16 protein-coding genes are annotated in these 23,956 nt (G+C 70.7%); 9 read left to right on the top strand and 7 right to left on the bottom strand.

Annotated features, from left to right (window positions below; all coding sequences use genetic code 11):
- Positions 1-15: 15 nt before the first annotated feature.
- The 3 genes from ACGFU7_RS08255 to ACGFU7_RS08245 all read left to right on the top strand — a co-directional run bounded on the left by ACGFU7_RS08255 (position 16) and on the right by ACGFU7_RS08245 (position 3,213).
- Positions 16-1,206, top strand: a complete 1,191-nt coding sequence (locus ACGFU7_RS08255) for a hypothetical protein (protein WP_393693503.1) — start codon at positions 16-18, stop codon at positions 1,204-1,206.
- A 47-nt stretch (positions 1,207-1,253) separates the two neighbouring features.
- Positions 1,254-2,768: a methyltransferase domain-containing protein gene (locus ACGFU7_RS08250; protein WP_393693501.1), complete on the top strand. Its 1,515-nt coding sequence runs from the start codon at positions 1,254-1,256 to the stop codon at positions 2,766-2,768.
- Between the two features lie 70 nt (positions 2,769-2,838).
- Positions 2,839-3,213 carry a hypothetical protein gene (locus tag ACGFU7_RS08245; RefSeq protein WP_351202160.1) on the top strand — a complete coding sequence of 125 codons (375 nt, stop codon included), beginning with the start codon at positions 2,839-2,841 and terminating at the stop codon, positions 3,211-3,213.
- Positions 3,214-3,219: 6 nt separating this feature from the next.
- On the opposite strand, the gene ACGFU7_RS08240 is transcribed toward ACGFU7_RS08245, so the two are convergent.
- The 6 genes from ACGFU7_RS08240 to ACGFU7_RS08215 form a co-directional block, all read right to left on the bottom strand.
- A complete protein-coding gene (locus ACGFU7_RS08240) occupies positions 3,220-5,424 on the bottom strand; it encodes a CDP-glycerol glycerophosphotransferase family protein (RefSeq protein WP_393693499.1) in 2,205 nt (734 codons plus the stop codon).
- A 43-nt stretch (positions 5,425-5,467) separates the two neighbouring features.
- Positions 5,468-7,780 carry a CDP-glycerol glycerophosphotransferase family protein gene (locus tag ACGFU7_RS08235; protein WP_393693497.1) on the bottom strand — a complete coding sequence of 771 codons (2,313 nt, stop codon included), beginning with the start codon at positions 7,778-7,780 and terminating at the stop codon, positions 5,468-5,470.
- Between the two features lie 163 nt (positions 7,781-7,943).
- Complete coding sequence (locus ACGFU7_RS08230; RefSeq protein ID WP_393693495.1) at positions 7,944-8,855, bottom strand: carbohydrate ABC transporter permease; 912 nt, start codon at positions 8,853-8,855, stop codon at positions 7,944-7,946.
- 100 nt (positions 8,856-8,955) lie between these two features.
- Positions 8,956-10,374: a carbohydrate ABC transporter permease gene (locus tag ACGFU7_RS08225; RefSeq protein WP_393693493.1), complete on the bottom strand. Its 1,419-nt coding sequence runs from the start codon at positions 10,372-10,374 to the stop codon at positions 8,956-8,958.
- A 4-nt stretch (positions 10,375-10,378) separates the two neighbouring features.
- Positions 10,379-11,743, bottom strand: coding sequence for an ABC transporter substrate-binding protein (locus ACGFU7_RS08220; protein WP_393693491.1), 1,365 nt, complete (start codon positions 11,741-11,743; stop codon positions 10,379-10,381).
- A 141-nt stretch (positions 11,744-11,884) separates the two neighbouring features.
- Entirely contained in the window at positions 11,885-15,517 is a 3,633-nt protein-coding gene (locus ACGFU7_RS08215; RefSeq protein ID WP_393693489.1) for an FtsK/SpoIIIE domain-containing protein, read from the bottom strand.
- A gap of 522 nt (positions 15,518-16,039) precedes the next feature.
- Here ACGFU7_RS08215 and ACGFU7_RS08210 point away from each other — a divergent pair.
- The 4 genes from ACGFU7_RS08210 (at position 16,040) to ACGFU7_RS08195 (ending at position 21,671) form a co-directional block, all read left to right on the top strand.
- The gene (locus ACGFU7_RS08210; RefSeq protein ID WP_393693487.1) at positions 16,040-17,686 is read left to right on the top strand and encodes a serine/threonine-protein kinase; all 1,647 of its coding nucleotides are present in this window, start codon (positions 16,040-16,042) and stop codon (positions 17,684-17,686) included.
- Positions 17,687-17,867: 181 nt separating this feature from the next.
- Complete coding sequence (locus tag ACGFU7_RS08205) at positions 17,868-19,106, top strand: serine/threonine-protein kinase (protein WP_393693485.1); 1,239 nt, start codon at positions 17,868-17,870, stop codon at positions 19,104-19,106.
- 172 nt (positions 19,107-19,278) lie between these two features.
- A complete protein-coding gene (prfB, locus tag ACGFU7_RS08200) occupies positions 19,279-20,385 on the top strand; it encodes a peptide chain release factor 2 (RefSeq protein ID WP_393693483.1) in 1,107 nt (368 codons plus the stop codon).
- Positions 20,386-20,789: 404 nt separating this feature from the next.
- Positions 20,790-21,671: a hypothetical protein gene (locus tag ACGFU7_RS08195; RefSeq protein ID WP_393693481.1), complete on the top strand. Its 882-nt coding sequence runs from the start codon at positions 20,790-20,792 to the stop codon at positions 21,669-21,671.
- 122 nt (positions 21,672-21,793) lie between these two features.
- Here the strand turns inward: ACGFU7_RS08195 and ACGFU7_RS08190 are convergent, their stop codons facing one another.
- Positions 21,794-21,994 (bottom strand): hypothetical protein, encoded by a 201-nt coding sequence (locus tag ACGFU7_RS08190; protein WP_266361154.1) that lies wholly within the window; start codon positions 21,992-21,994, stop codon positions 21,794-21,796.
- 269 nt (positions 21,995-22,263) lie between these two features.
- Between ACGFU7_RS08190 and ftsE the strand changes: the two genes are divergently transcribed.
- Entirely contained in the window at positions 22,264-22,953 is a 690-nt protein-coding gene (gene ftsE, locus ACGFU7_RS08185) for a cell division ATP-binding protein FtsE (protein WP_024489199.1), read from the top strand.
- Positions 22,954-22,983: 30 nt separating this feature from the next.
- Entirely contained in the window at positions 22,984-23,901 is a 918-nt protein-coding gene (ftsX, locus tag ACGFU7_RS08180) for a permease-like cell division protein FtsX (protein ID WP_393693479.1), read from the top strand.
- The last annotated feature ends 55 nt before the right edge of the window (positions 23,902-23,956 follow it).

Raw genomic sequence — 23,956 nt, 5'->3', positions numbered from 1 at the left:
CGACGGGCGAGAGCGGTGGTGCTCATTGCTGCGGCCGCCGGTCTCCTCACCCGAATGCTGATCGCGGCGAACATGCCGGGCCCGGCCGACGTGCGAATCTTCCAAGGTTTCGCAAAGGCCGTCGTACGTTACGGACCCATTCGGATTTACGAACAGTCGCTGCCGGGGCTGCCCGTCTACAACCATCCGCCCCTGGCCGGCTGGATGCTCCTCGGTCTGAATGAACTCTCCGAGCTCGGAATTCCGTTCGGAACGCTGATCAGATCACCTGCCTCGATCGCCGACTTCTTCTGTGCACTCCTCGTGTTCGAAATCGTGCGCCGGCGCGGCTCCGTCGGCACGGCGGTCGCCTGCGGGGTGGGCGTGGCCGTCAGCCCCGTACTGATCGCCACCTCCGGCTATCACGGCAACACCGACGCGGTCGCCATCACGTTCGCCCTGGCCGCCGCCCATCTGCTCGTGGACCGGAAGTCCCCGCTGGCCGCCGGGGTGAGCACCGCGCTCTCGATCAGCGTCAAGTTCATCCCGGTGGTGGCGATCCCGGCGCTGTTCGTCGTCGCGCTGCGGGCGGGCCGGCCGGTACTCATCCGCTTCACCGCCGGATTCGCCGCCCTGGTCGCCCTCATCTGGACACCGGTCCTGGTGACCGTGCCGCAGAACCTCATGGAGAACGTCCTGGAGTACGCGGGCGGCAGCTACCGGCTCTGGGGCCTCGTCCGGTTCGCCGATGTGCTCGGCCTGCCGCAGTCCTTCATCACCTTCATCCAGGGCGATGGCCACTTCCTTTTCGTGCTGGTCTGCGCGACGGCCGGGGTCTGGCTCGCCTGGCTGCGGCCCGCGCAACTGCCCGGTGTCGTCGCCGTCACGATGGGCCTCCTGCTGCTGCTCTCCACCGCGTCCGCCCTGCAGTACCTGACCTGGGCGGCCGCCGGGCTGTTCGTCATCGGGTTCTGGGAAGGCGCCGCGTACAGCTGTCTGCTCGGCCTGACGGCGGTCCTCGGCTACCAGGGGCGCTCCGCCGTGCACTGGAGCGAAACGGTGCTGCACCTCGGCGAGGCCGGCTGGTTCGTCCTTGCCGCAGGTCTCGTCAGCGGAATCCGCAAGATCCTCGCCGCGCCGCCGGCCGTCCCCCCGCAATCCTCCGCCGCGCGGACCTCGGTCCCGGCGTCCTGCACCTCGCAGCCCACCGGTTCCGCCGTCAACTGACCGTCCCTCCCAAGCACCGAGCACCGAGCACAACTGGAGAACGCCCCGTGAAGGAAAGCCCGAGTCCCAGGATCGGCATCCTGGTGGTCGCGTACAACGCCGAGACGACGCTGGAGAGGACCCTCGACCGTATTCCGGAGGACTTCCGGTCCAAGGTCGCCGAGGTCCTCATTCTCGACGACGCGAGCCATGACGCGACCTTCACCGCAGGCTGCCGCTGGTCACAGACGGAGGGAATGCCGCGGACCGTGGTGATGCGGCACACCAAGAATCTCGGATACGGCGGAAACCAGAAGGCCGGATACGCGCTGGCTGCCGAGCACGGACTCGACATCATTGTGCTGCTGCACGGCGACGGACAGTACGCCCCCGAATTCCTGCCCGACATGGTCGCACCGATCGAACGCGGCGAATGCGAGGCCGTGTTCGGATCGCGGATGATGAAATCCGGGTCCGCCCTCAAGGGTGGCATGCCGATGTACAAATGGCTCGGCAACCGCATTCTCACCCGCGTGGAGAACACCCTTCTCGGCTCGCAGCTCACCGAATTCCACTCCGGGTACCGCGCCTACAGTGTCGCGGCACTCAAGAAGCTGCCGATCCACCGGAACACCGATGCGTTCGACTTCGACACCCAGATCATCGTCCAGCTGCTCAACGAAGGAATGCGGATCAAGGAGATCCCCGTCCCCACCTACTACGGCGACGAGATCTGCTACGTCAACGGCATGAAGTACGCGAAGGACGTCGTCAAGGACGTCCTCGAATACCGGCTCGCCGTCAAGGGGTTCGGCACCTGCGCCTGGATCCCCAAGCCCGTCGAGTACGCGTTCAAGGAGGGCGACGGTTCCTCGCACGCCGTCATCCTGGAGAAGATGCGCAGCCTCCCGCCCGGCCGGGTCCTCGATCTCGGCTGCTCCGGCGGCCTGTTCGCACAGCGCCTCGAAGCACTCGGCCACGAAGTGACGGGCGTGGACTACGTCGAGGTCCCCGGCGTACGCGAGAAATGCACCCACTTCCACCTCGCCAACCTGGAGGAGGGGCTGCCCGTGGAGATCGGCGCCGACTACGACTACGTCGTCGCCGGCGATGTCATCGAGCACCTCTCCCGCCCCGAGCATGTGCTCGCCGAGGTCGCCACCGTGCTGCGGCCCGGCGGCCAGGTGCTGCTCTCCGTACCGAACTTCAGCCACTGGTACTCACGGATGCGGGTCGCGCTCGGAGTCTTCGACTACGACCGGCGCGGCATCCTCGACGAAACGCATCTGCGTTTCTTCACCCGGGCCAGCCTGCGCCGCACGGTCAGGAACGCGGGCTACGACGTCCTCCACATCGCCTCCACCGGGGCCCCGTTCTGGGCGCTGCTCGGCGGTGGACCGCTTCCGGCGGTCCTCGGCGGGGTGTCGAAGCTGCTCACCCGGATCCGGCCGACGCTGTTCGGCTATCAGCACGTCGCACTGCTCACCCCGCATGCGGCCGAGACGATCATCGCTGGAGAGCACGTCGATGTACAGGACATCCTCAACCGGCAGTACGCCCTTGCCGACCGGGTCGGCGTCTGAGGCCGCCGTCCCCCGTCCCATTCCCGCCCCGACGCCCGAAACCCCGGTCGCCGCAGTCAGGAGCAAGACCTTGACCCTCCCCAGTCTGATGCTGCTGCTGTTCGCCGTGTTCTCGTCGGCGGGCGGCCAGATCATGCTCAAGCACGGGATGAAGGGCGCCGCGGCGGCCGCCGCGCAGGGCGGCGGGTCCGTCGCCCTGCGCGCCGCGACCAGCCCCTGGGTCGTCCTCGGCCTGGTGGTCTTCGCGGTCTCCGCCCTCGCCTGGATGACCACCCTGGCCAAGGTGCCGCTGTCCATCGCCTACCCGTTCAACGCCCTCGGGTACCTGCTGATCGTGCTGGCCGGGGCGACCGTGCTGCACGAGCGGACCTCGATGTGGACCTGGGGCGGCTCGCTGCTCGTGGTCGTCGGCCTCTTCACGGTGATGGCGGGCCAGCAACGCTGAGAGGATTCAAGCCCGTCCGGCGATTGAGGACACGCCGCCGCCGGACGGGCCCGGCATCGCACGCTCCCCCAGCAGTACCTGCCGCACCACCCGCTCCGCGGCCCGCCCGTCGTCGTACGGACAGAACCGGGCCCGGAACGCGGCCCGCAGCGCCTCGTTCGCCGGGCTGTGCCAGCTGCCGTCGAGGAAGATCCGGGCCAGGTCCTCCGTATCGGTGGAGACCGCCCCCGGGGTGTCGCCGGGCTTCCCGGAGAGCAGATCGAAGCAGACTCCCCGGACCGTGCGGTACGTCTCCCAGTCGGGGGCGTGCACCACGATCGGGCGGTCCAGATGGGCGTAGTCGAACATCACCGACGAATAGTCCGTCACCAGCGCGTCCGCCGCCAGGCACAGCTCCTCGATCCGCGGATGGTCGCAGACATCGACGAGCGAAGGGTGCTCCGGCAGCCCGGCACCCTCGTAGAAGTAGTGGGCGCGGACCATCACCACGGTGTCCGGGCCGAGCGCCTCGCAGAGCCGGACCAGATCGAGCCGGCTGGTGAACGCCGCCTCGTAGTCGCGGTGCGTCGGCGCGTACAGGATGGCGCGCCGGCCGGGCCGGATGCCGAGACCCTCGCGGATCTCCGCGATCCGCTCGTCCGTCGCCGTCGCGAAGACGTCATTGCGGGGATAGCCCGATTCGAGGGACCGTGCGGCACCCGGATAGGCGCGGGCCCACACCTCGGTGGAGTGCGGATTGGCGGAGACGCTCCAGTCCCACCGGTCGACGCGCTGGAGCAGCCGGTCGAAGTTCAGCCCCTGGGCCGCCGCCGGATAGTCCTGCTGGTCGAGCCCCATGATCTTCAGCGGAGTGCCGTGATGGGTCATCACATGGATCTGGCCGGGGCGCTTGACCAGATGGTCGGGGAAGTTGACGTTGTTGAAGAAGTACGTGGCCCGGGCCAGCACCTGCCAGTAGCGGCGGGTTCCCGGCACCATGTGGTCGATGTCCTCGGGCACCGTGCCCACCTGGTTCTTCGACACCACCCACACCCCGCGCACCTGCGGTGCCAGCTCCTGGGACTTGCGGAAGACAGCCTCCGGATTGCAGCTCACCCCGCGGTTCCAGTACGCGGCGTAGACGGCGAGCCCGGGGTCCAGCGGAAGCCTGCGCTGCCACCAGTAGTAGCGCGCGGACAGGGTGCGCCTGGCCCGCGCCCGTACCGCGCCGGGCGCCGCCCGCAGAGTCCGGCGCAGGGCCAGGACCGTGTCGAGGGCGCCGAGCACGACGTACCGGCCACCGCCCATCAGCCGTGGCCGCAGCCCCTTGGCGCCACCCGGGAAACGGTGCCCCTCGGGCCGGTGCGCACGGTGGAACGCCGCCACGGACCGTACGTAGCGCCTGCGCCGCCGGGTCACCGACGGGTACCCGGAAAGGAGTTCCCAGGCCGCCCGCTCGAACAGCAGGGTCCGCACGGGATGCAGGAGCGGCCGGTCCCGTACGAACTCCATCAGACCGGCGTACGCGTCGACGAGCTGGTGCGGCGTCGTGCCGTCCGCCGGTTCCCTCGCGTCGGCCGGAACGGGCAGGTGTCGCCGGCTGCGGTGCTCGACGCAGGCGGTGGGGAGCACGGCGACGGATTCGGCCGCGGCGAGGGTCTGGAGTGCGTACATCCGCTCCCCGTGCCGACCCGGTCCGAAGGCCAGCTTCTCGCCCTCATGGAGGGTGCGGCGCACGGCGCGGTTCCAGGGGACCGGTGCGATGTCCAGGAGTACGGGGTGTTCGAGCAGGGTGAGCCGGCCCTCGGGCAGTTCGCCGAGCAGCTCCAGCGACCGGGTCGGCCGGGGGCGGCCCCGGAACGGGCGCCGGTAATGGCCGAACAGCAGCAGTTCGGGGTCGCCGGCGGCGTCCAGCCGGTCGGCGACGGCCTGCAGGGCACCCGGCAGGTGGACGAAGTTGCCCTCCAGGAAGAGGAGATAGTCCCCGACGGCCCGCTCGGCCCCGGCGTTGCGCCGCCCGTCGGGACCGGCCCCCGGCGGCAGATGGATGGCCTGCACCCGGTCGTCCCGTGCGGCGAACTCGTCGAACAACAGCCCCGAACCGTCCGGCGCACCGTCGTCGACCCCGATCACCTCGATGTCCGTGAACGACTGTGTGAGCACCGACTCCAGGCACTCGCGCAGCTGCCCTCGGGCGCGGCGGACGGGGATGATGACACTCAGCCGGGGCATACAGGCTCTTTCTCGGACTCGGGTCTACGGGGGAGGGGTGCGGTCAGGGGTGGTTGGTGGGCCGGGCCCCGGCGAGGCCGAGGTCCGAGGGCGCCTGCCGGCCCGCCAGGATCACGGCGGTGGCCGGTGCCAGGACCGGGACCTGCGCCGGGTTGACCGCCGCCGGTGCAGGACGCCGCTGTGCCGGAGGAATCGCGGGCGGCTGCGCGGACGTGTCGCCCAGGAAGACCCGGCGCACCACCCGCTCCGCCGCGTGCCCGTCGTCGTACGGACAGAACCGCTCGCGGAATGCCTGCCGCAGCTGGGCGGAGCGGGCGCCGCACCAGTGGCCGGTCGCGAAGATGTCGAGCAGTTCGTCCTCGCTGTGCGCGATCGCACCGGGCGGGCAGGAGTGCAGGTCGAAGTAGGTGCCGCGGGCCGCTTCGTACGCCTCGCGGTCGCCGCAGTGGATGACGACGGGCCGGTCCAGATTGGCGTAGTCGAACATCAGCGACGAGTAGTCCGTGATCAGCGCGTCCGAGGCGAGCGCGAGCGCCTCGACGGAGGGGTGGCCGCTGACATCGATGATCCGCGGGTGCGGTTCGTGGACCGACGGAGTCCCGTACGAGTAGTGGGCGCGGCTCAGGATCACAAAGCCCGGACCGAGGACCCGCAGCAAGCGTGCCAGGTCGAGCGCGAGGTGCTGCTCGCGCCGGTAGTCGCGGTGCGTGGGCGCGTACAGCAGGGCCAGGGTGCCCTCGGGGATACCGGCCGACTTGCGCAGCCGCGCCACGTCGTCGGCGCTGGCCCGCTGGTAGATGTCATTGCGCGGATAGCCGTACTCCAGCGTCGCGCAGTTCGCGGAGGCCGACGGATAGGCCTTCTCCCAGACAAGGGTGGAGTGCTGGTTCGCGGAGAGGGAGTAATCCCACTTGTCGACACTGGCGAGCAGCCGGCCGAAGTCCATCCCGCGGGCCGCCGCCGGCCGGTCCTGAAGGTCCAGGCCCATCGTCTTGAGCGGTGTGCCGTGGTGGGTCTGGAGCAGCACCTGGCCGCGCCGTTTGACCAGCCGCCGGTCGAAGTTGACGTTGTTCACCAGATACCTGGAGCGGGCCAGCGCCCGCCAGTAGCCGTACGTCCCGGCTGTCAGCCGCTGCGTTGCGGTGGGCACGGTGTGCGCGTCCTCGGGGCGGCAGATCCAGGCCGTCCGCAGGCCGGGTACCAGTTCGCGGGCCTTCGCCTCGATCGCCGCCGGATTGCAGGCGTAGCCACGGTGCCAGTACGCCGCGAACACCGCCCGGTCCGCCTGGACGGGCAGCCGCAACTGGATGCGGTAGTACGCCTGGAGCGCGGCTGACCGCAGCACCCGGCGGGCGGCCGCGGTGACCCTCCGCAGCCTGCCGTGCAGCAACTGCGCGGTCCACAGCGCACGGTACGTGCGGTGCGCGCCCAGCCGGATCAGGCCGTGGCGCAGCCGGGCACGGCGCGGGGCGGGGGCGCCCGGGGCGCGGTAGCGGACGCAGTGGGCGCGGGCGCGGCGGAAGAACTCGGCGCGGCTGCCGCGCGGCAGCCGGCCCGGGGTGGTGAACAGCGTGCAGAAGTGGTCGAGCATCCTGCGGTAGATCACCGGCCGCCAGGGCGCGAGTTCGGGGCGTGCGTCGATGAACGCGAAGACCCGGTCGTACTGTTCGAAGATGTCGAAGTGCTTGCGGCTGGTGGTGGCCAGGATGTTGCCCTGGCGCCGCTGCCGGTAGCCGACGCACACCCGGTCGAGGACCGCGATCGAACGCGCGGCCAGCAGCACCGGGTACGTCCAAGGGGTGTCCTCGTAGTAGCCGGGCGGGAAGGCGAACCCCTCGGCCTCGACGAACGCTCGGCGGTACGCCTTGTTCCAGACGACCATCAGGACCTTCAGCAGCCCGGGCCGGCCGACGAGCGTGAAGGTGGCGGGGCCGGTCTCGGCGAGGTGCTCGGCGAAGGTGTTGCGTACGCTCTCGCCCGTCCAGTACGTACGGGCGTAGTCGTAGACCAGGACGTCCGGTTCCCCGGTCTCCTCGATCCGGTCGGCGACGGCCCTCAGGGCGCCGGGGGCGAGCGTGTCGTCGCTGTCCAGGAAGATCAGATAGTCGCCGGTGGCCTGCGCGATCCCGGCGTTACGGGCCCGGCCCAGGCCCACGTTCTCCGGTAGATGCAGGGCCCGCACCCGGTGGTCCCGGGCGGCGAACTCGTCGATGACGGCACCGCAGGCATCGGGTGAGCAGTCGTCGACCGCGATGAGTTCGAAGTCCTCGAAGGACTGTGTCAGCACCGAGTCCAGGCTCTCGTGCAGATACGCCTGAACCCGGTACGCGGGCACGATGACACTGAACCGGGGCACAACACATCCATGGGTCGTTCGCAGCGCGGGCGGGTGGTCCGCAAACGTCCGATGGAGTGACAGGGTTACGCCAAAACGTGGCAAATCCACGAAGTGGCAGGTGGGGCGGTCCTGTTGTGGTGAACAGGGCCGCCCCACATTGACGTACAGCTGTGCGTACTGCCTACTTCACCGCGCCCGCCATCACGCCGGAGACGAACTGACGCTGGAAGGCGAAGAAGACCGCGAGCGGAATCACCATCGACACGAAGGCGCCGGGCGCCAGCACATCGATGTTGTTGCCGAACTGCCGTACCTGCTGCTGCAGGGCCACCGTGATCGGCGGGGAGCCGGAGTCCGCGAAGATCAGTGCGACCAGCATGTCGTTCCACACCCAGAGGAACTGGAAGATCCCGAGCGAGGCGATCGCCGGACCGCCCAGCGGCATCACGACCCGGGTGAAGAGCCGGATCTCGCCCGCCCCGTCGAGCCGGGCCGCCTCCAGCAGCTCCCTCGGGATCTCCGCGAAGAAGTTCCGCAGCAGGAAGATCGCGAAGGGCAGACCGAAGGCCGTGTGGAAGATGATCACGCCGAAGGTCGTCTCGAAGATCCCGACCGCGCCGAAGAGCTTGGAAACCGGGACCAGGGCGACCTGCACCGGCACCACCAACAGCCCCACGACCACCAGGAACCACCAGTCGCGGCCGGGGAACTCCATCCAGGCGAAGGCGTATCCGGCCAGTGAGCCGATCACGACGACCAGGACGGTGGCCGGGACGGTGATCATGACCGTGCTGAGGAGGGAGTGGGTGATGGTCGAATTGTCCAGCAGCCTGGAGTAGTTGTCGAAGGTGAGCTGGGACGGGGCCGTGAAGATCTTCCACCAGCCGGTCGACGCGATGTCGTCCGCGCCGCGCAGCGAGGACAGCAGCAGCCCGATGGTCGGCATCAGCCAGAACAGGCCCACCAGGATGAGGAAGACCCGCATCACACCGCCGCCGGCGCGGGCGGCGATGCGTGCACCGAGGGACTGCTCGGCCTTCACCGGTGCGGTTGCGGCTGTCGTGCTCGTGGCCGTGTTCGACGCTGTCGTCATCGGCGCCCCTCCTTCCGGATCCGGCGGACATTGCTGTGCTGTCCCGGGGGGCAACCCCCGGACCCCCGGCAGGGGATGGCGGTCGTGTTCGATGCTCTCGTCATCGCCGCCCCTCCTTCCGGATCCGGCGGACATTGAAGAACATCACCGGGAGTACCAGCAGCAGCAGGAGTACGGCGATGGCGCTGCCGATCCCCAGGTCCGCGTCCGTGCCGAACGAGGAGCGGTAGAGCTGGAGCGCCAGCACGTTCGCGTCGTCCTGCGAGGAGCCCGGCGCGATGATGAAGACCAGGTCGAAGATCTTCAGGACGTTGATCATCAACGTGACCAGCACCACCGCGAGAACAGGCGCGAGCATCGGCACCGTGATCCTGCGGAACACCTGCCACTCGTTCGCGCCGTCCACCCGGGCCGCTTCGAGGAGTTCACGCGGCAGGCCCGCCAGGCCCGCAGCGATCAGCACCATCGCGAACCCGGCCCACATCCACACGTAGGAGCCGATGATCCCCGGTGTGACGAGGGTCGGGCCGAGCCACTCGACTCCGTTGTACGGCTCCTTGAAGTTGGAGGCGGGGAGACGGAGTTCGGCGCCGTCCGCCGACGCGGGCAGGGTGAACGTACCGTCCGCGCCCGCCGTCGCCGAGGCGACCACCTTGCCGTCCTTGACCGCCTCGACCTTGAGACCCTTGAGCCCCAGCTCCTTGGCGTCGATGACATTGGGCCTGCCGCCGCCGCCCCTGGTGAAGTCCAGCCACGCGGTACCGGTGATCTTCCCGGCCCCCGCCGCGGCGGGCTTCGCGGGCTTCGCGTCCGTCGGCATCTTCGCCGGTGCCACACCGACCAGCGGTAGTTGCACCGGCTGCCCGGCCCGTACCGGCACCTTGGTGACGAACGAGCCGCCGCCGCCCGCTTTGAGCGGGTGGACGGGCAGCGGATGCGCCTTCGGGTAGCCCGCCGACTCGGCGAACGTGTCGTGCACACCCACCCATACGGCGTTGGCGACCCCGCGCTCCGGGGCCGCGTCGTACACCAGCCGGAAGATGATGCCCGCGGCGAGCATGGAGATCGCCATCGGCATGAAGACGACCAGCTTGAACGCCGTGCCCCAGCGGATCCGCTCCGTCAGCACCGCGAAGATCAGCCCGAGGACCGTGGAGACCGTCGGCGCGAACACGACCCAGATCGCGTTGTTCTTGACCGCCGTACGGATGGTGTCGTCCGTGAACAGCGCCTTGTAGTTGTCGAGTCCGGCGAAGCCCGTACCCGCCTGGTCGAAGAACGACCGGTAGACGGAGTACACGATCGGATAGACCACGAGCGCGCCCAGCAGCACCAGCGCGGGCGCCAGGAACAGCGTCGCGATGATCCGGCGGGTGCCGGTCACACTCCTGCGACTGCGTCCCGGGCCGCCGGCCGAGGCATCGGACGGCTTCCTGGGTGCGGGCAGCGACGGCTGTCCGGACGGATGCTTGTCGGCGGGGGGCGCCGCGTCGGCGCCCCCCGCTGCGGCTGTCGTCATCCCGTCAGCTCTTGTACGCCTTGGCCGCGTCGGACTCCAGCTTCGCTTGAGTCCCCGCGATGTCCTTCGGGTTCTTCAGGAAGTCCTGGAGGGTCTTCCACTCACCCTTCCCGGGCGTCCCGCCGAACGACTGCGGGGCCTGGTCGGACATGTCGAACCGGACGGCGTCACCAGCCGCGACCAGCGCCTTCGCCATCGTGCGCTGCACCTCGTTCGGGTACGCGGCGGCGTCCAGGGCCTTGTTCGGCGAGATGAACCCGCCCTGCTCAGCCATGATCTTCGCCGCGTCGGTCGAGGCCAGCCAGGTCAGCAGGGCCTGGGCGCCCTTGCCGTCCTTCAGTGCCACCGCCGCGTCGCCACCCGTCACGACGGGGGATTCGGCGCCGACCGCCGGGAACGGGAACACCTTGGCGTCGGTCCCGATCTTCGCCTTCGTCTGCGCGATGTTGACGGCCACGAAGTCGCCCTCGTAGACCATCGCGGCCTTGGGCTGGTCACCGCCGGTGAAGGTCTGGGTGACCGAGGCAGGGAACTCCGTCTGCAGCGCACCGTCGGCGCCGCCCGCGATCAGCGACGGCTTGCCGAAGAGCTGCGCGAGCGTGGTCAGGGCGTCCTTGACGGACGGGTCCGTCCACTTGATCTTGTGCTGGGCCAGCTGGTCGTACTTCTCCGGGCCCGCCTGGGAGAGATAGATGTTCTCGAACCAGTCGGTGAGGGTCCAGCCGTCCGCGCCGCCGACCGAGACCGGGGTGACACCCGAGGCGGAGACCGTCTCGGCCGTCGCCAGGAAGTCCTTCCAGGTCTTCGGCTCAGCCGCGCCCGCGTTCTCGAACGCCTTGGTGTTGTACCAGATCAGGGACTTGTTGGCGGCCTTGAAGTAGACGCCGTACTGGGTGCCGCCCACCGCACCGAGGTCCTGCCAGACCTTCGAGTAGTTCTTGGCCAGCTGGGCCTTGGCCTCGGCACCGACCGGCTTGGCCCACTTCTTCTGGGCGGCCTGCTGGATCGCGCCCACCTGCGGGATCATCGCGACGTCCGGCGGCTGACCTCCCGCGATCTTCGTACCGAGGAAGTTGACGATCGGGTCCTGCGCCGGGACGAAGGTGACGGACGCCCCCGTGCGCTTCTCGAACTCCTTGAGGACCTTGACGAAGTTGGCCTGCTCGACGCCGGTCCAGACCGCCGCGACCGAGAGCTTCTCGCCGTCCAGTTTCGGCAGTACGACGCTCGACGAGCTCCCCTTGCCGCCCTCGGAGCTCTTGTCCGACTTGTCTTTTCCGCTGCCGTCGTCACTGCAACCGGTGAGGGCCAGTGCGCCGATGGCGGTGAACACCGCGGCGGCCCTGCTGATCCGAAGGGTTGTGCGCATTGCTTCCCCGTCTCTCACATCGTTGTGTGCGCACAGTCCTACGCCCGGTGTACGGGTGCCGCAATACCGCTTCTCGTGTCAACTCCTTGATCGTAATGGGCTCGTGACGTGATGTCAGTGGATGTCCGGACCCGGCGCCCCTCAGGAATGGACGGGCCCGAACGGGGCTATCGGCTCGGCGTTCACCGACCGGGCCGCCCGCTCCAGCGCACTGGCCAGCAGCGCCAGGTCCGTCGGACCGTTGCCCAGCTCGCGGACCGGGCGCCGGGTCGGCGGGTCGCCCATCCGCTCCCACTCCAGCGGGACGACGGTGGGGCGCAGCGTCGCCGTACGCGGAATGCGCCCCGTCACCCTGCCGCCCTGGAACGGTGTCACGCGCCCGTCCGGATGCCCCAGCCGGCCACGTCCGGGCGCCGGATCCTCCGGCGACGGCGGGACGACCGGCGCGTCGAGCACGATCCGCAGCCGGGCCCCATGGGCCAGGTCCGTGTCCTCCGTACGGTCGGGGCGGGCGGACGTCGCGACCAGGTGGACGCCGAGCCGGCCGCCGTCCCTGGCCACGGCCTCCAGGGCCCGTACGACCGAACCCGCGGCGGGGCGGCCGGGGCTGCCGAGCGCCGGGGCGACCAGCGCGTCGAAGTCATCGACCAGGACGACGAGCCGGGGCAGTGGGGAGGGGCCGAGGTCCGTGGACCGCGCGGCGGCGGGCCGCAGCCGGAGCGTCCCGCTCATCGTGGAGTCCACGTCTCCGCGCTGTTCCGCGGCGCTCGGCGGGCGCTGGCCGACCATCCGCCGCGCCACCTCGTGCCGGTGGTGCCACTCGGTGAAGTCGTACTGGCCGAGCAGCTCGGCGCGCCGCTTCAGTTCTCCGCCCAGGGCCTGCGCGAACTCGCGCATCCGTACCGGATCCGAGGCCACCAGGTGCGTGAACGCGTGCGGGAGTTCGGTACACGGGCGCAGGCTCTCGCCGCGCTCGCCGCCGGCGCCGTCGACCAGGAGTATGCCCAGCCGGTCGGGCCGGGCGGCCGCGGCCAGCGAGGCGGCGACGGCCCGCAGCAGCTCCGTACGTCCGCTGCCGGCCGGCCCCTCGATGAGGAGATGGGGGCCCTCCTCCGCCAGATCCACACTGACCGCGCCCCGGGGCCCGGCCCCGAGCACCACGACGGGCCGCCCGGCGGCGGTGCCTTCGGCGGAGGCGGCTGCGGGCGCGCCAGTGCCCGCGCTTGTGTCCACGGCGCTTCGCGCCGCGACCTGGGGTGTGTCGCCGCCGCGCGGTCCGCTGACCCGGTTCGAGGTCCGCCCGGATCCGGCGGAACGGAGACCGTCGGCCCCCTGGACATCACCACCGCCCCAGGTACCGGACCCGGGAACGGTGCGGGAGCCCGGGGTGGCCTCGGGCGAACTGCCGTAGAGCCCGCCGCTGACACGGGGGGCGGAGGTGCCGGGGTACGGGGTGCGTCCGGAGCCGCGGCTGTCGTGGCCGTCGTCGCGCGCGAGGCCGTGGCCCGCGGTGCCGACGTGGGTGGTGGTCTCGCTGCCGGGGTACGGGGTGCGCCCCGAGCCGGGGGCGTACCCGCCCGCGCGGTCCGGCCCCGGTGCGCCGCCTGTGCGCTGGGCGCCGACGCGGGGGCCCGCGCTGCCCGGGTACTCCGTACGGCCCGAACCGCGGGCATCCGCGTCGGCCGCATCCCTGCCGCCACCGGCGCCCGCCGGCCCGCCCGTCCAGCGGCCCGAACCGCGGACCGTGGCGCCGGGCTGGTCGTCGGCAGTGGAGGCCCAGCGGGCCATCAGGGAGGCCGGGGTGGCACGCGCCAGGCCCAGTTCGTCCAGCAGGCGGGCGGTCGGCGGGAGCGCGGCCGACGCGGACCGGCCGTGGGCCGCCGCCGATCCCTCCGTACGCAGCGGGGCCAGCGCCCGGCCGAACCGCTCGGCCCAGTGCGCCGACACCGCGTCCACCGAGGCGACCGTGCCCCGGCCCGCGGCCCGGCCGTCCGCCGTACGCAGCAGCCGCAGTGCCGTCGCCACATCGCCGCTCAGCATCGCCACCGCCCCGCACTCGCGGAACGCGATCGAGGCGTGGCAGGCGGCCTCGTACGTCGCCGCGACCGGTGAGGTGGGCGTGGCGGCCGGGGTCTCGGCCAGACAGATCAGATGGATTCCGGCAGCGGCACCCGCGGCGGCCAGCCGGGCGGTGTTCTCACGCAGCACCGCCGAGCCGGGGTCACCGTCGACGATCACCACGGTGTACGGACCCGAGTGCTGCCCGGCGGCCTCGGCGACTGTGCTCCGGTCCAGGCTTGCCCAGCCGGGCCCCAGCGGCCCGTCGTCCAGCCGGCGCACCAGCTCCGTCGTACGGGCGAGGGCCTGCTCGCGGTCGTACGCGAGGAGCAGCCGGCAGTCCTGGCCGTGCATCGGGCGCAGATGGGGCAGCCAGCCGAGCCAGGCCCATTCGCGCCTGCGCTCGTCCGCGCTGCGGGCGCGGTCCGTGCTGATCAGCACGATCTCCAGATCGGCGGGGGAGTGCAGCGCGGCGAGCTGCGCCACCGTCGAACGGGCGAGTCCGGCCAGCCGGGTGCGCGGCCCGGCGAGCCCGAGGGAACCGGCCTCCCGCAGCCCCACGGTCACCGGCACGGCGGGCAGCTCGGCCCGGTCCGTCGTACCCAGGCGCACCACGAGCGCCTCCGGGTGCGCGGTGTCGCGCTCCCACAGCCGGGGGCCGGGGCCGAGCGCGGTCAGCAGCACGGCCGCGGGGTCGGGCCAGATGCTCTCCGCGGCGGATCCCGATGGCGCTGCGGGGGAGGCGGCGGCCGGGAACGGCAGCTCGGCCGCGCCTGTCTCGTCGGGCGTCGCCTCGTGCACCGGCTCGCCCTTGTTGCCCGCGAGTCTGCGCGCCCAGGCGCCTATCCCGCCCCGTCGGGGTGTCCCGTCGTCCGGGAAGCGGGGGGAGTGCTCGGAGGGGGACTGACGGCGGGTGCCGGCCCACCCGGCCTCGCCGCTCTCGTACGTGTGACGGTCGCCGGGCCCAACGCGCGTGGCGGGGCCGGAGCCGGGGGCGGCGGCCGGGGCGTACCCGTGGCCGGAGCCGTACTCCTCGGCGGAGCCGCCGTCGGCAGCGGCCGCGCCCGCGGTACCGGACACCCGCAGATGTCCCTCACCGTCCGGGGCGGTCGCCAGCGTCGGCGTACGCGCGCCGGAGGTCAGCCGGAGCGTCGATTCGCCGAGCCGCAGCAGCGCGCCGGGCTTCAGGCGGACCGGGCGGCCGCGGACCTCCGTACCGTCGAGCAAGGTGCCGTTGGTGGAGCCCAGGTCCGCCACCGAGACCAGGCCGTCCGCGGAGACCGTCACCGCGCAGTGCAGCCGGGACACATCGGGGTCGTCGAGCGGGACGTCCGCGTCGGCGGAGCGGCCGATCCGGATCTGCCCGCCGTGCAGCAGATGGACCCCGCCCGCGTCGGGCCCCGCGACCACGTGCAGCTGCGCCGGAACGGCGTCGTCCGCCGCCTCGTCCTCGCCCGGGACCTGGAGCGAGAGCACCGCTCCGTCGACCAGCGGGGGCTCACCCAGCGCGCACCGCTGCGCGTCGAGCCGCTCACGCCCGGCGAACAGCACCACCGCACCACTGCCGAGCGAGCCGTCGGGCCCGGAGACGGCCGCGGCCAGATTGGACGCCACCGTGGCCAGCGCCGTTCCCGGCGGGGCGGTGACCAGCACGTCGCAGGCGCGCGCCGGGGTCTGGCCGCTGCGCGGCGCGAGGACGGTCAGCCGGATCTGCATCGCCGTCAGCGGTCCCTTCTGCGCGGGGCGCCGGGCAGGGGAAACGCCCTGTGATTCCCCCCACCCGACACGGACGCGTCGTCCGGTACAGGTTCGTCACGTACCGCAGGGTTCCCTACCCCACAGTCCGTGCTGAAGGCATCCTCGCACCTGCCACTGACAACACGCCCGGGGGTCACCGCTAAGTGATCTTGAAAGGTCGGCTGTGCGCCCATAAGTGCCTGCTTGCAACGTTCTTCAGTGCCTGCTTGGAACGTTCTCCGCAGTGGCGCAACCGTTCCGGGAGAGCGCCCGGAACGGGTCATCGCACGTGTGTACGGCAACCATCCGCCCGGTGTGAGCGTCTTGTTCCGCAACCGGCCGGTACCTCCTCCAGGAGGTGATCGGGCCCGGCGGACGAGGGCGGCGACGGCAACCGGGCGGACCAGCCCGACCTCGCCGGTCACCCCACTAGAGTGGGCCGGAACTCCCGGGCGGACCCGGGAGCACCGCAAGCACCACGATCAGCAGGGAGCGCATGACGTGCGGCCGGTAGGCAGCAAGTACCTGCTCGAGGAGCCGCTGGGACGCGGCGCCACGGGCACCGTCTGGCGCGCCCGCCAGCGGGAGACCGCAGGCGCCGAGGCGGCCGTTGCCGGCCAGCCGGGCGAGACCGTGGCGATCAAGGTCCTGAAGGAGGAGCTCGCCAACGACGCGGATGTCGTGATGCGGTTCCTGCGCGAGCGTTCCGTGCTGCTCCGGCTCACCCACGAGAACATCGTGCGCACCCGCGACCTGGTCGTCGAGGGGGACCTCCTCGCCCTCGTCATGGACCTGGTCGACGGCCCCGACCTGCACCGCTACCTCCGTGAGAACGGCCCGCTCACCCCGGTCGCCGCCGCGCTGCTCACCGCGCAGATCGCGGACGCGCTCGCCGCCAGCCACGCCGACGGCGTCGTCCACCGCGACCTGAAGCCCGCCAACGTCCTGCTCGACGAGCGCGACGGCCAGATGCATCCGATGCTCACCGACTTCGGCATCGCGCGCCTGGCCGACTCCCCGGGGCTCACCCGGACCCATGAGTTCGTCGGCACGCCCGCCTATGTGGCGCCCGAGTCCGCCGAGGGGCGCCCGCAGACCTCCGCCGTCGACATCTACGGCGCGGGCATCCTGCTGTACGAGCTGGTCACCGGCCGCCCGCCGTTCTCCGGCGGCACCGCCCTCGAAGTCCTGCACCGGCACCTCAGCGAGGAGCCCCGCCGCCCCACCACCGTCCCGGCGCCGCTGTGGACGGTGATAGAGCGCTGCCTGAGCAAGGACCCGGACCAGCGGCCCAGCGCCGAGAACCTGGCCCGCGGGCTGCGCACCGTCGCGGCCGGCATCGGTGTGCACGCCAACTCCGCCCAGATCGCGGCGGCCGACGGCGTGGGCGCCCTGCTCGCACCCGACCCGGCGCCCGCGGCCGTTCCCCAGACCCCCGGCGCGGCCGACCCGACGCAGGTGCTGCCGAGCAACGCGGGCTCGTACGATCCGAACGCCGCGACCAGCGTCATGCAGCACGCCCCCGGTCAGGGCGCGGGCGGGCACGCCGACCCGACCTCGGTCATGCCGCCCGTACCGCCGCACCCGGACGGCCCTCCGCAGCCCGAGGGGCCGCACCCCTGGCAGTCCCAGCTCCAGGCGGCCCGCGACCGCAATGAGCAGACGCAGGTCCAGTACCTCGACCCGGGCCAGGACCCGCTGCGCCGCCGCCCCCAGCGGTCCCAGCCCCAGCCCCAGCAGCAGCCTCAGCGACGGCAGCAGCCGCCGCAGCATCAGCAGTACCAGCAGCAGCCGCAGCAGTACCCCCAGCCCCGGCAGCAGTACCAGCCGCAACCCCAGCCCCAGCAGCAGTACCAGCGGCAGCAGTACGCGCCCCCGCAGCAGCCGCCGCCCCAGCAGCCGGCCCCGCGTCAGCCTCGCGAGCCGAGGCAGCGCAGCGCCAACCCGATGAAGATTCCCGGCCTCGGCTGCCTCAAGGGCTGTCTGTTCACCCTGGTGCTGCTGTTCGTCGCGAGCTGGCTGATCTGGGAACTGACCCCGCTGCAGGACTGGATCGGCCAGGGCAAGAGCTACTGGCAGGCGATCAGTGACGCCGTCTCCAGCGTGACCGACTGGGTCTCGGAACTGGGCGGCAGCAGCGGCCCCTGAGTGGCCGGAACATCATCAACTCTGTAGCTATATCGACTTCTGGGGGCCAGTTTCCACCGCATTTCGCCCGCAGAAGTGAAGGTTGGCACCATCCCGGGCACTCAACCCCCCGATCGACGCGTAACTTTGTCGACCGGGGGTCATGAGCGACGGTCCATCGCCAGCCGCTGAGGGAGCAGTCTTGGCACGGAATATCGGCAGCCGGTACACCGCCCACCAGATCTTGGGGCGCGGCAGCGCCGGCACGGTGTGGCTCGGCGACGGGCCCGAGGGCCCGGTGGCCATCAAGCTGCTCCGCGAGGACCTCGCGTCCGACCAGGAGCTCGTGGGCCGCTTCGTCCAGGAGCGCACCGCCCTGCTCGGCCTGGACCATCCACATGTCGTCGCCGTACGCGACCTCGTGGTGGACGGCAACGACCTGGCACTGGTCATGAACCTGGTACGCGGCACGGACCTGCGCACCCGACTCGACCGCGAACGCCGTCTCGCGCCCGAGGCCGCCGTCGCGATCATCGCGGACGTCGCCGACGGCCTGGCCGCCGCGCACGCAGCCGGGGTGGTCCACCGTGACGTCAAGCCGGAGAACATCCTGCTCGACATGGAGGGCCCGCTCGGCCCCGGCGGCTCGCACCCGGCGCTGCTCACCGACTTCGGTGTGGCCAAGCTGATCGACACCCCGCGCCGCACCAAGGCCAGCAAGATCATCGGTACGCCGGACTATCTGGCTCCCGAGATAGTCGAGGGCCTCCCGCCCCGCGCCGCCGTCGACATCTACGCCCTCGCGACGGTCCTGTACGAACTGCTCGCCGGCTTCACACCCTTCGGCGGCGGACACCCCGGCGCGGTCCTGCGCCGCCATGTCACGGAGACGGTCGTCCCGCTCCCCGGCATCCCCGACGAGCTCTGGCAGCTCCTGGTCCAGTGCCTGGCCAAGGCCCCGGCCTCCCGGCTGCGCGCCTCCGAGCTCGCGGCCCGGCTGCGCGAGCAGCTCCCGCAGCTGGCCGGCATCCCGCCGCTGGACGTGGACGAGCCGGACACCGAACCGGAACCCCAGACGTACGACGAGCAGCAGTACACCCCCGCACCCGAGGAACCCCGCCGCCGTGGTGCGGTCCCCCTCGTCCCCGGCTCGTCCACCGACTCCAACCGCGACACCCACACGAGCATGCGTGTCCCGGCCCCCGACGAGCTCTCCGGCGGCCCCCGGGGCACGGCCAGGGCCCCCCGCTCCCCGGGCCGGCCCCGCCCCGGCTCGGCCCGCAACAAGTCCGCGGCCGTCCGCAAGCGCCGCCTGACGCTGGGCGCCGCGGCGCTGGTGCTGGTGGTGGCACTGGGCGTGGGCGGCTGGCTGGCGCTGGGCGGCGACGACACGGACGCGCCTGCGCAGGACACGAAGCACTCGGCACCGGGAACACCCTGACCCCGCGGGGCCCCGCGGGGCGGTTCCTGATGGCTCCCGAGGGCTTCCGGGCCGCAGGGCCCCCTGGGTATCCCTTCTCCGTACGGCCCGGGGATGCGCCGCCCGCACCGTCGCGGAGTCGTGATCATGCCGTCCGAGGAATGTCCGTGCCGACAGCCGTTACGCTGGACCCGTGGCAGTCGTCGATATTTCCGAAGAGCTGAAGTCCCTCTCCTCGACCATGGGGTCGATCGAGGCCGTCCTGGACCTGGATGCGCTGAGGGCGGACATCGCCGCGCTCGAGGAGCAGGCGGCCGCGCCTGCCCTCTGGGACGACCCGGAGGCGGCGCAGAAGATCACCAGCAAGCTTTCGCACCTCCAGGCCGAGGTCCGCAAGACCGAGGCCCTCCGCGGCCGGATCGACGATCTCGAGGTCCTCTTCGAGCTCGCCCAGGACGAGGGTGACGCCGACGCCCTGGCCGAGGCCGAGGCCGAGCTGGGGTCCGTCAAGAAGGCGCTGGACGAGATGGAGGTCCGTACGCTCCTCTCCGGCGAGTACGACTCCCGCGAGGCCCTGGTCAACATCCGGGCCGAGGCCGGTGGCGTGGACGCCGCCGACTTCGCCGAGAAGCTCCAGCGCATGTACATCCGCTGGGCCGAGCGGCACGGCTACAAGACCGAGGTCTACGAGACGTCGTACGCGGAAGAGGCCGGCATCAAGTCGACCACCTTCGCCGTGCAGATCCCGTACGCCTACGGCACGCTCTCCGTCGAGCAGGGCACCCACCGGCTCGTCCGGATCTCGCCCTTCGACAACCAGGGCCGCCGCCAGACGTCCTTCGCGGGTGTCGAGGTGCTGCCGGTGGTCGAGACGACCGATCACATCGAGATCGACGAGTCCGAGCTGCGCGTCGACGTGTACCGCTCGTCGGGCCCCGGTGGCCAGGGCGTCAACACCACGGACTCCGCGGTGCGCCTGACCCACCTCCCGACCGGCATCGTCGTCTCCTGCCAGAACGAGCGCTCGCAGATCCAGAACAAGGCATCCGCGATGAACGTCCTCCAGGCGAAGCTCCTTGAGCGCCGCCGCCAGGAGGAGCAGGCCAAGATGAACGCCCTCAAGGGCGACGGCGGCAACTCCTGGGGCAACCAGATGCGGTCGTACGTCCTGCACCCGTACCAGATGGTCAAGGACCTGCGTACGGAGTTCGAGATGGGCAACCCGGAAGCGGTCTTCAACGGCGAGATCGACGGCTTCCTGGAAGCGGGCATCCGCTGGCGCAAGCAGCGGGAGAAGTAGGCGGCCCCAACAGGCTGTTCCTGCTCCTGATTTTTTACGGCGGTGCCGGAATCCCCACGGGGGTTCCGGCACCGCCGTTTTCGTCGGGGACGGGTACGAGGCGGTCCGCGAAAGGGAGTTGGGGTTCCGAGTTACGCAGGCGCCGTGGTGAGTGCGTCACAGTCGTGATTCTGAATGAGGGTCAACTGCCACCAAACCGGTGCACATTGAACGGAACGGCCTTGACGTAGTCCTTAACTGTGGACAGGGTGCTAGGGCAGCATGCGTATGTCTGGGACGGGTGTGAACGGGGGCGGGCGGCATGACCACAGCTCTATGTGGCGCCGTTCGGAGCAAACCCCGCAGAGCCGGGGCCCGCATATGGCTGCTCCACTGACGAGAACAGCTACTGGGGGTAGCAGCAGATGACCAAGAAGACGCGAGTACGCGTCGCGCGGATAGCCGCGGGTGCGGTGATCGCCGCGGGCGCCTCGCTCACCGCTGCCGGTGTGGCGCAGGCCGCCGGTATCGGCATCGGGATCGGCGTGGACGCCGGCGACAACGGCGTTCACGCCGGTGTGAACGTAAACGACGGTGACGGCGACGACGGAGGCCTGATCGGCGGCGTCGACGCGGGCACGGACGCCGGTACCGATGCTGGTACGGACGCCGGGACCGACGCGGGCACCGATGCCGGTACGGATGCTGGTACGGACGCCGGGACCGACGCGGGTACCGATGCCGGTACGGACGCGGGCACCGACGCGGGTACCGATGCCGGTACGGACGCGGGCACCGACGCGGGTACCGATGCCGGTACGGACGCGGGTACCGATGCCGGTACGGACGCCGGTACGGACGCTGGGACCGACGCGGGCACCGACGCCGGTACGAACGCCGGGACCGACGCGGGCACCGACGCCGGTACGAACGCTGGGACCGACGCGGGTACGAACGCCGGTACCGACGCGGGTACGAACGCCGGTACCGACGGCGGCACCCATGCCGGTACGTCCTCGGGCAGCGGCTCCGGCGGTCAGCAGACCGGCGGTAACGCCTCCTCCGGCTCCGCAACCGGTGGCGACGACACCTGCACCGTCGACCTCGACGGCGCGAAGTGCGCGGACAACACCACCCCCGACTCCGCCGGCAACCAGCCGGTCGAGCAGGGCAAGGGCAAGGACGAGCTCGCCGAGACCGGTGCCGCCGAGACCACGTTCCTGCTGGTCGGCGCCGCGACGATGATTGCCGGAGGCATCGGCTTCCGGATCCTGCCGCGCCTGATGAACGGCCGTACGGTCGCCTAAGGGCCGCTCGCGGTACAGGCACGCACGGAGGGGCCCGGGACGCCAGTCGGCATCCCGGGCCCCTCTGCGTACGCGTACAGGCTCCTGCGGGCGGACGGACGGCCCGCGGCTACGGTCCGGTGCTAGACGGTCTGGTGCGCCAGCAGCGCCAGCGCGCCCAGCAGCACCACCAGCAGGGCCACCAGCGTCACAGGGCTCAGCCCCGCGAACATTCCCTGCTCCTGTTCCTGCTGCAGCCGCGCGCGGCTTGCCCGGCATACGGGGCAGCGGCCCTCGTTCACGGGCGCCGCGCAGTTTGCGCACACCAGTCGGTCATAGGTCATGCGCTTTCCTCCTCCCGCGCGGCGGAGCCGCATACGCCTTCACTCCGCACAACGCTCATGGAAACGCAACCGTTCCCCCTACCACTGTGCCAGCTCGCGCGGATTTCGGCGCGGCCCGCCGGACATCACCCGTTCCGTAGCGCTTCGGGCACGCTTCTGGCCAGTTCCGTTCCGTCATAAATCGCCCATCGTCGGACGCTCGCCTGCACGCGTCAGCCCGGTTCGCGTATGGTCACGCACACCTACTCCCGGCCGACCGTGGTGCATCCGTGATCCGATTCGACAACGTCTCCAAGACCTACCCGAAGCAGAGCCGTCCCGCTCTACGGGATGTGTCTCTCGATATCGAGAAGGGCGAGTTCGTCTTCCTGGTGGGCTCCTCCGGCTCCGGCAAGTCCACCTTCATGCGACTCATCCTCCGCGAAGAGCGCGCCAGTCAGGGCATGGTTCACGTCCTGGGCAAGGACCTCGCGCGCATGTCCAACTGGAAGGTGCCGCACATGCGCCGCCAGTTGGGCACGGTGTTCCAGGACTTCCGCCTTCTCCCCAACAAGACCGTTGCGGAGAACGTGGCGTTCGCGCAGGAGGTCATCGGCAAGCCGCGCGGTGAGATCCGCAAGGCGGTGCCCCAGGTTCTCGACCTGGTCGGCCTCGGCGGCAAGGAGGACCGGATGCCCGGCGAGCTCTCCGGTGGTGAGCAGCAGCGCGTGGCGATCGCGCGGGCGTTCGTGAACCGTCCGATGCTGCTGATCGCGGACGAGCCGACCGGCAACCTCGACCCGCAGACCTCCGTCGGCATCATGAAGCTGCTGGACCGGATCAACCGGACCGGCACCACCGTGATCATGGCGACCCACGACCAGAACATCGTCGACCAGATGCGCAAGCGCGTCATCGAGCTGGAGCAGGGCCGTCTCGTACGCGACCAGGCCCGCGGCGTCTACGGCTACCAGCACTGAGCACTGAGCACCGAGCACTGAAAGGACGCCATGCGCGCCCAGTTCGTCCTGTCGGAGATCGGCGTCGGCCTCCGTCGCAACCTCACGATGACCTTCGCCGTCGTCGTCTCCGTCGCCCTCTCGCTCGCCCTGTTCGGCGGCGCGCTGCTCATGCGCGAGCAGGTCAGCACGATGAAGGACTACTGGTACGACAAGGTCAACGTCTCGATCTTCCTGTGCAGCAAGAGTGATGTGACCTCGACGCCCAAGTGCGCCAAGGGCGCTGTCACCGCGCAGCAGAAGAAGGAGATCGAGGGCGACCTCAAGAAGATGGACGCCGTCCAGACGGTCACGTACGAGTCGGCCGACCAGGCGTACAAGCACTACCAGCAGCAGTTCGGCGACTCGCCCATGGCGAGCAACATCACGCCGGACCAGATGCAGGAGTCGTTCCGGGTCAAGCTCCACGACCCGAAGAAGTACAAGGTCGTCGCCACCGCCTTCGCCGGCCGTGACGGGGTGCAGTCCGTCCAGGACCAGAGATCCATCCTGGACAACCTCTTCCAGCTGATGAACGGCATGAATGTGGCCGCCCTCTTCGTGATGGCGCTGATGCTGGTCATTGCGCTGATGCTGATCGTGAACACCGTCCGGGTGTCCGCGTTCAGCCGACGGCGCGAGACCGGCATCATGCGGCTCGTCGGAGCCTCCGGCTTCTACATCCAGATGCCGTTCATCATGGAGGCCGCGTTCGCCGGTCTCATCGGTGGTGTGCTCGCCTGCGTGATGCTGCTGGCCGGCCGGTACTTCCTGATCGACGGCGGTCTGGCGCTGCAGAGCAAGCTGAATCTGATCGACTTCATCGGCTGGGACGCGGTCTTCACCAAGCTGCCCCTGGTCCTGGCAATCGGTCTGCTGATGCCCGCCGTTGCCGCTCTCTTCGCGCTCCGCAAGTACCTGAAGGTGTGACAAGCGCCCCTGTGGCGCGCGGTCAACCGGCCGTGCGCCACAGGGGCGTTGTCCT

This window comes from Streptomyces sp. NPDC048473 (assembly GCF_043200155.1).
Taxonomy (GTDB): domain Bacteria; phylum Actinomycetota; class Actinomycetes; order Streptomycetales; family Streptomycetaceae; genus Streptomyces.
Note: the sequence above shows the minus strand (reverse complement) of the source record. Positions and strands in the feature narration are given on the sequence as shown.

What these genes read in the sequence shown, in the direction of transcription:
- ACGFU7_RS08195 (WP_393693481.1), top strand. Translation starts at nt 20,790, where the DNA reads ATGACCAAGAAGACGCGAGTACGCGTCGCGCGGATAGCCGCGGGTGCG.
- ACGFU7_RS08230 (WP_393693495.1), bottom strand. Translation starts at nt 8,855, where the DNA reads ATGACGACAGCGTCGAACACGGCCACGAGCACGACAGCCGCAACCGCA.
- ACGFU7_RS08225 (WP_393693493.1), bottom strand. Translation starts at nt 10,374, where the DNA reads ATGACGACAGCCGCAGCGGGGGGCGCCGACGCGGCGCCCCCCGCCGAC.
- ftsX (WP_393693479.1), top strand. Translation starts at nt 22,984, where the DNA reads ATGCGCGCCCAGTTCGTCCTGTCGGAGATCGGCGTCGGCCTCCGTCGC.
- ACGFU7_RS08215 (WP_393693489.1), bottom strand. Translation starts at nt 15,517, where the DNA reads ATGCAGATCCGGCTGACCGTCCTCGCGCCGCGCAGCGGCCAGACCCCG.
- ACGFU7_RS08240 (WP_393693499.1), bottom strand. Translation starts at nt 5,424, where the DNA reads ATGCCCCGGCTGAGTGTCATCATCCCCGTCCGCCGCGCCCGAGGGCAG.
- ACGFU7_RS08220 (WP_393693491.1), bottom strand. Translation starts at nt 11,743, where the DNA reads ATGCGCACAACCCTTCGGATCAGCAGGGCCGCCGCGGTGTTCACCGCC.
- ACGFU7_RS08190 (WP_266361154.1), bottom strand. Translation starts at nt 21,994, where the DNA reads ATGACCTATGACCGACTGGTGTGCGCAAACTGCGCGGCGCCCGTGAAC.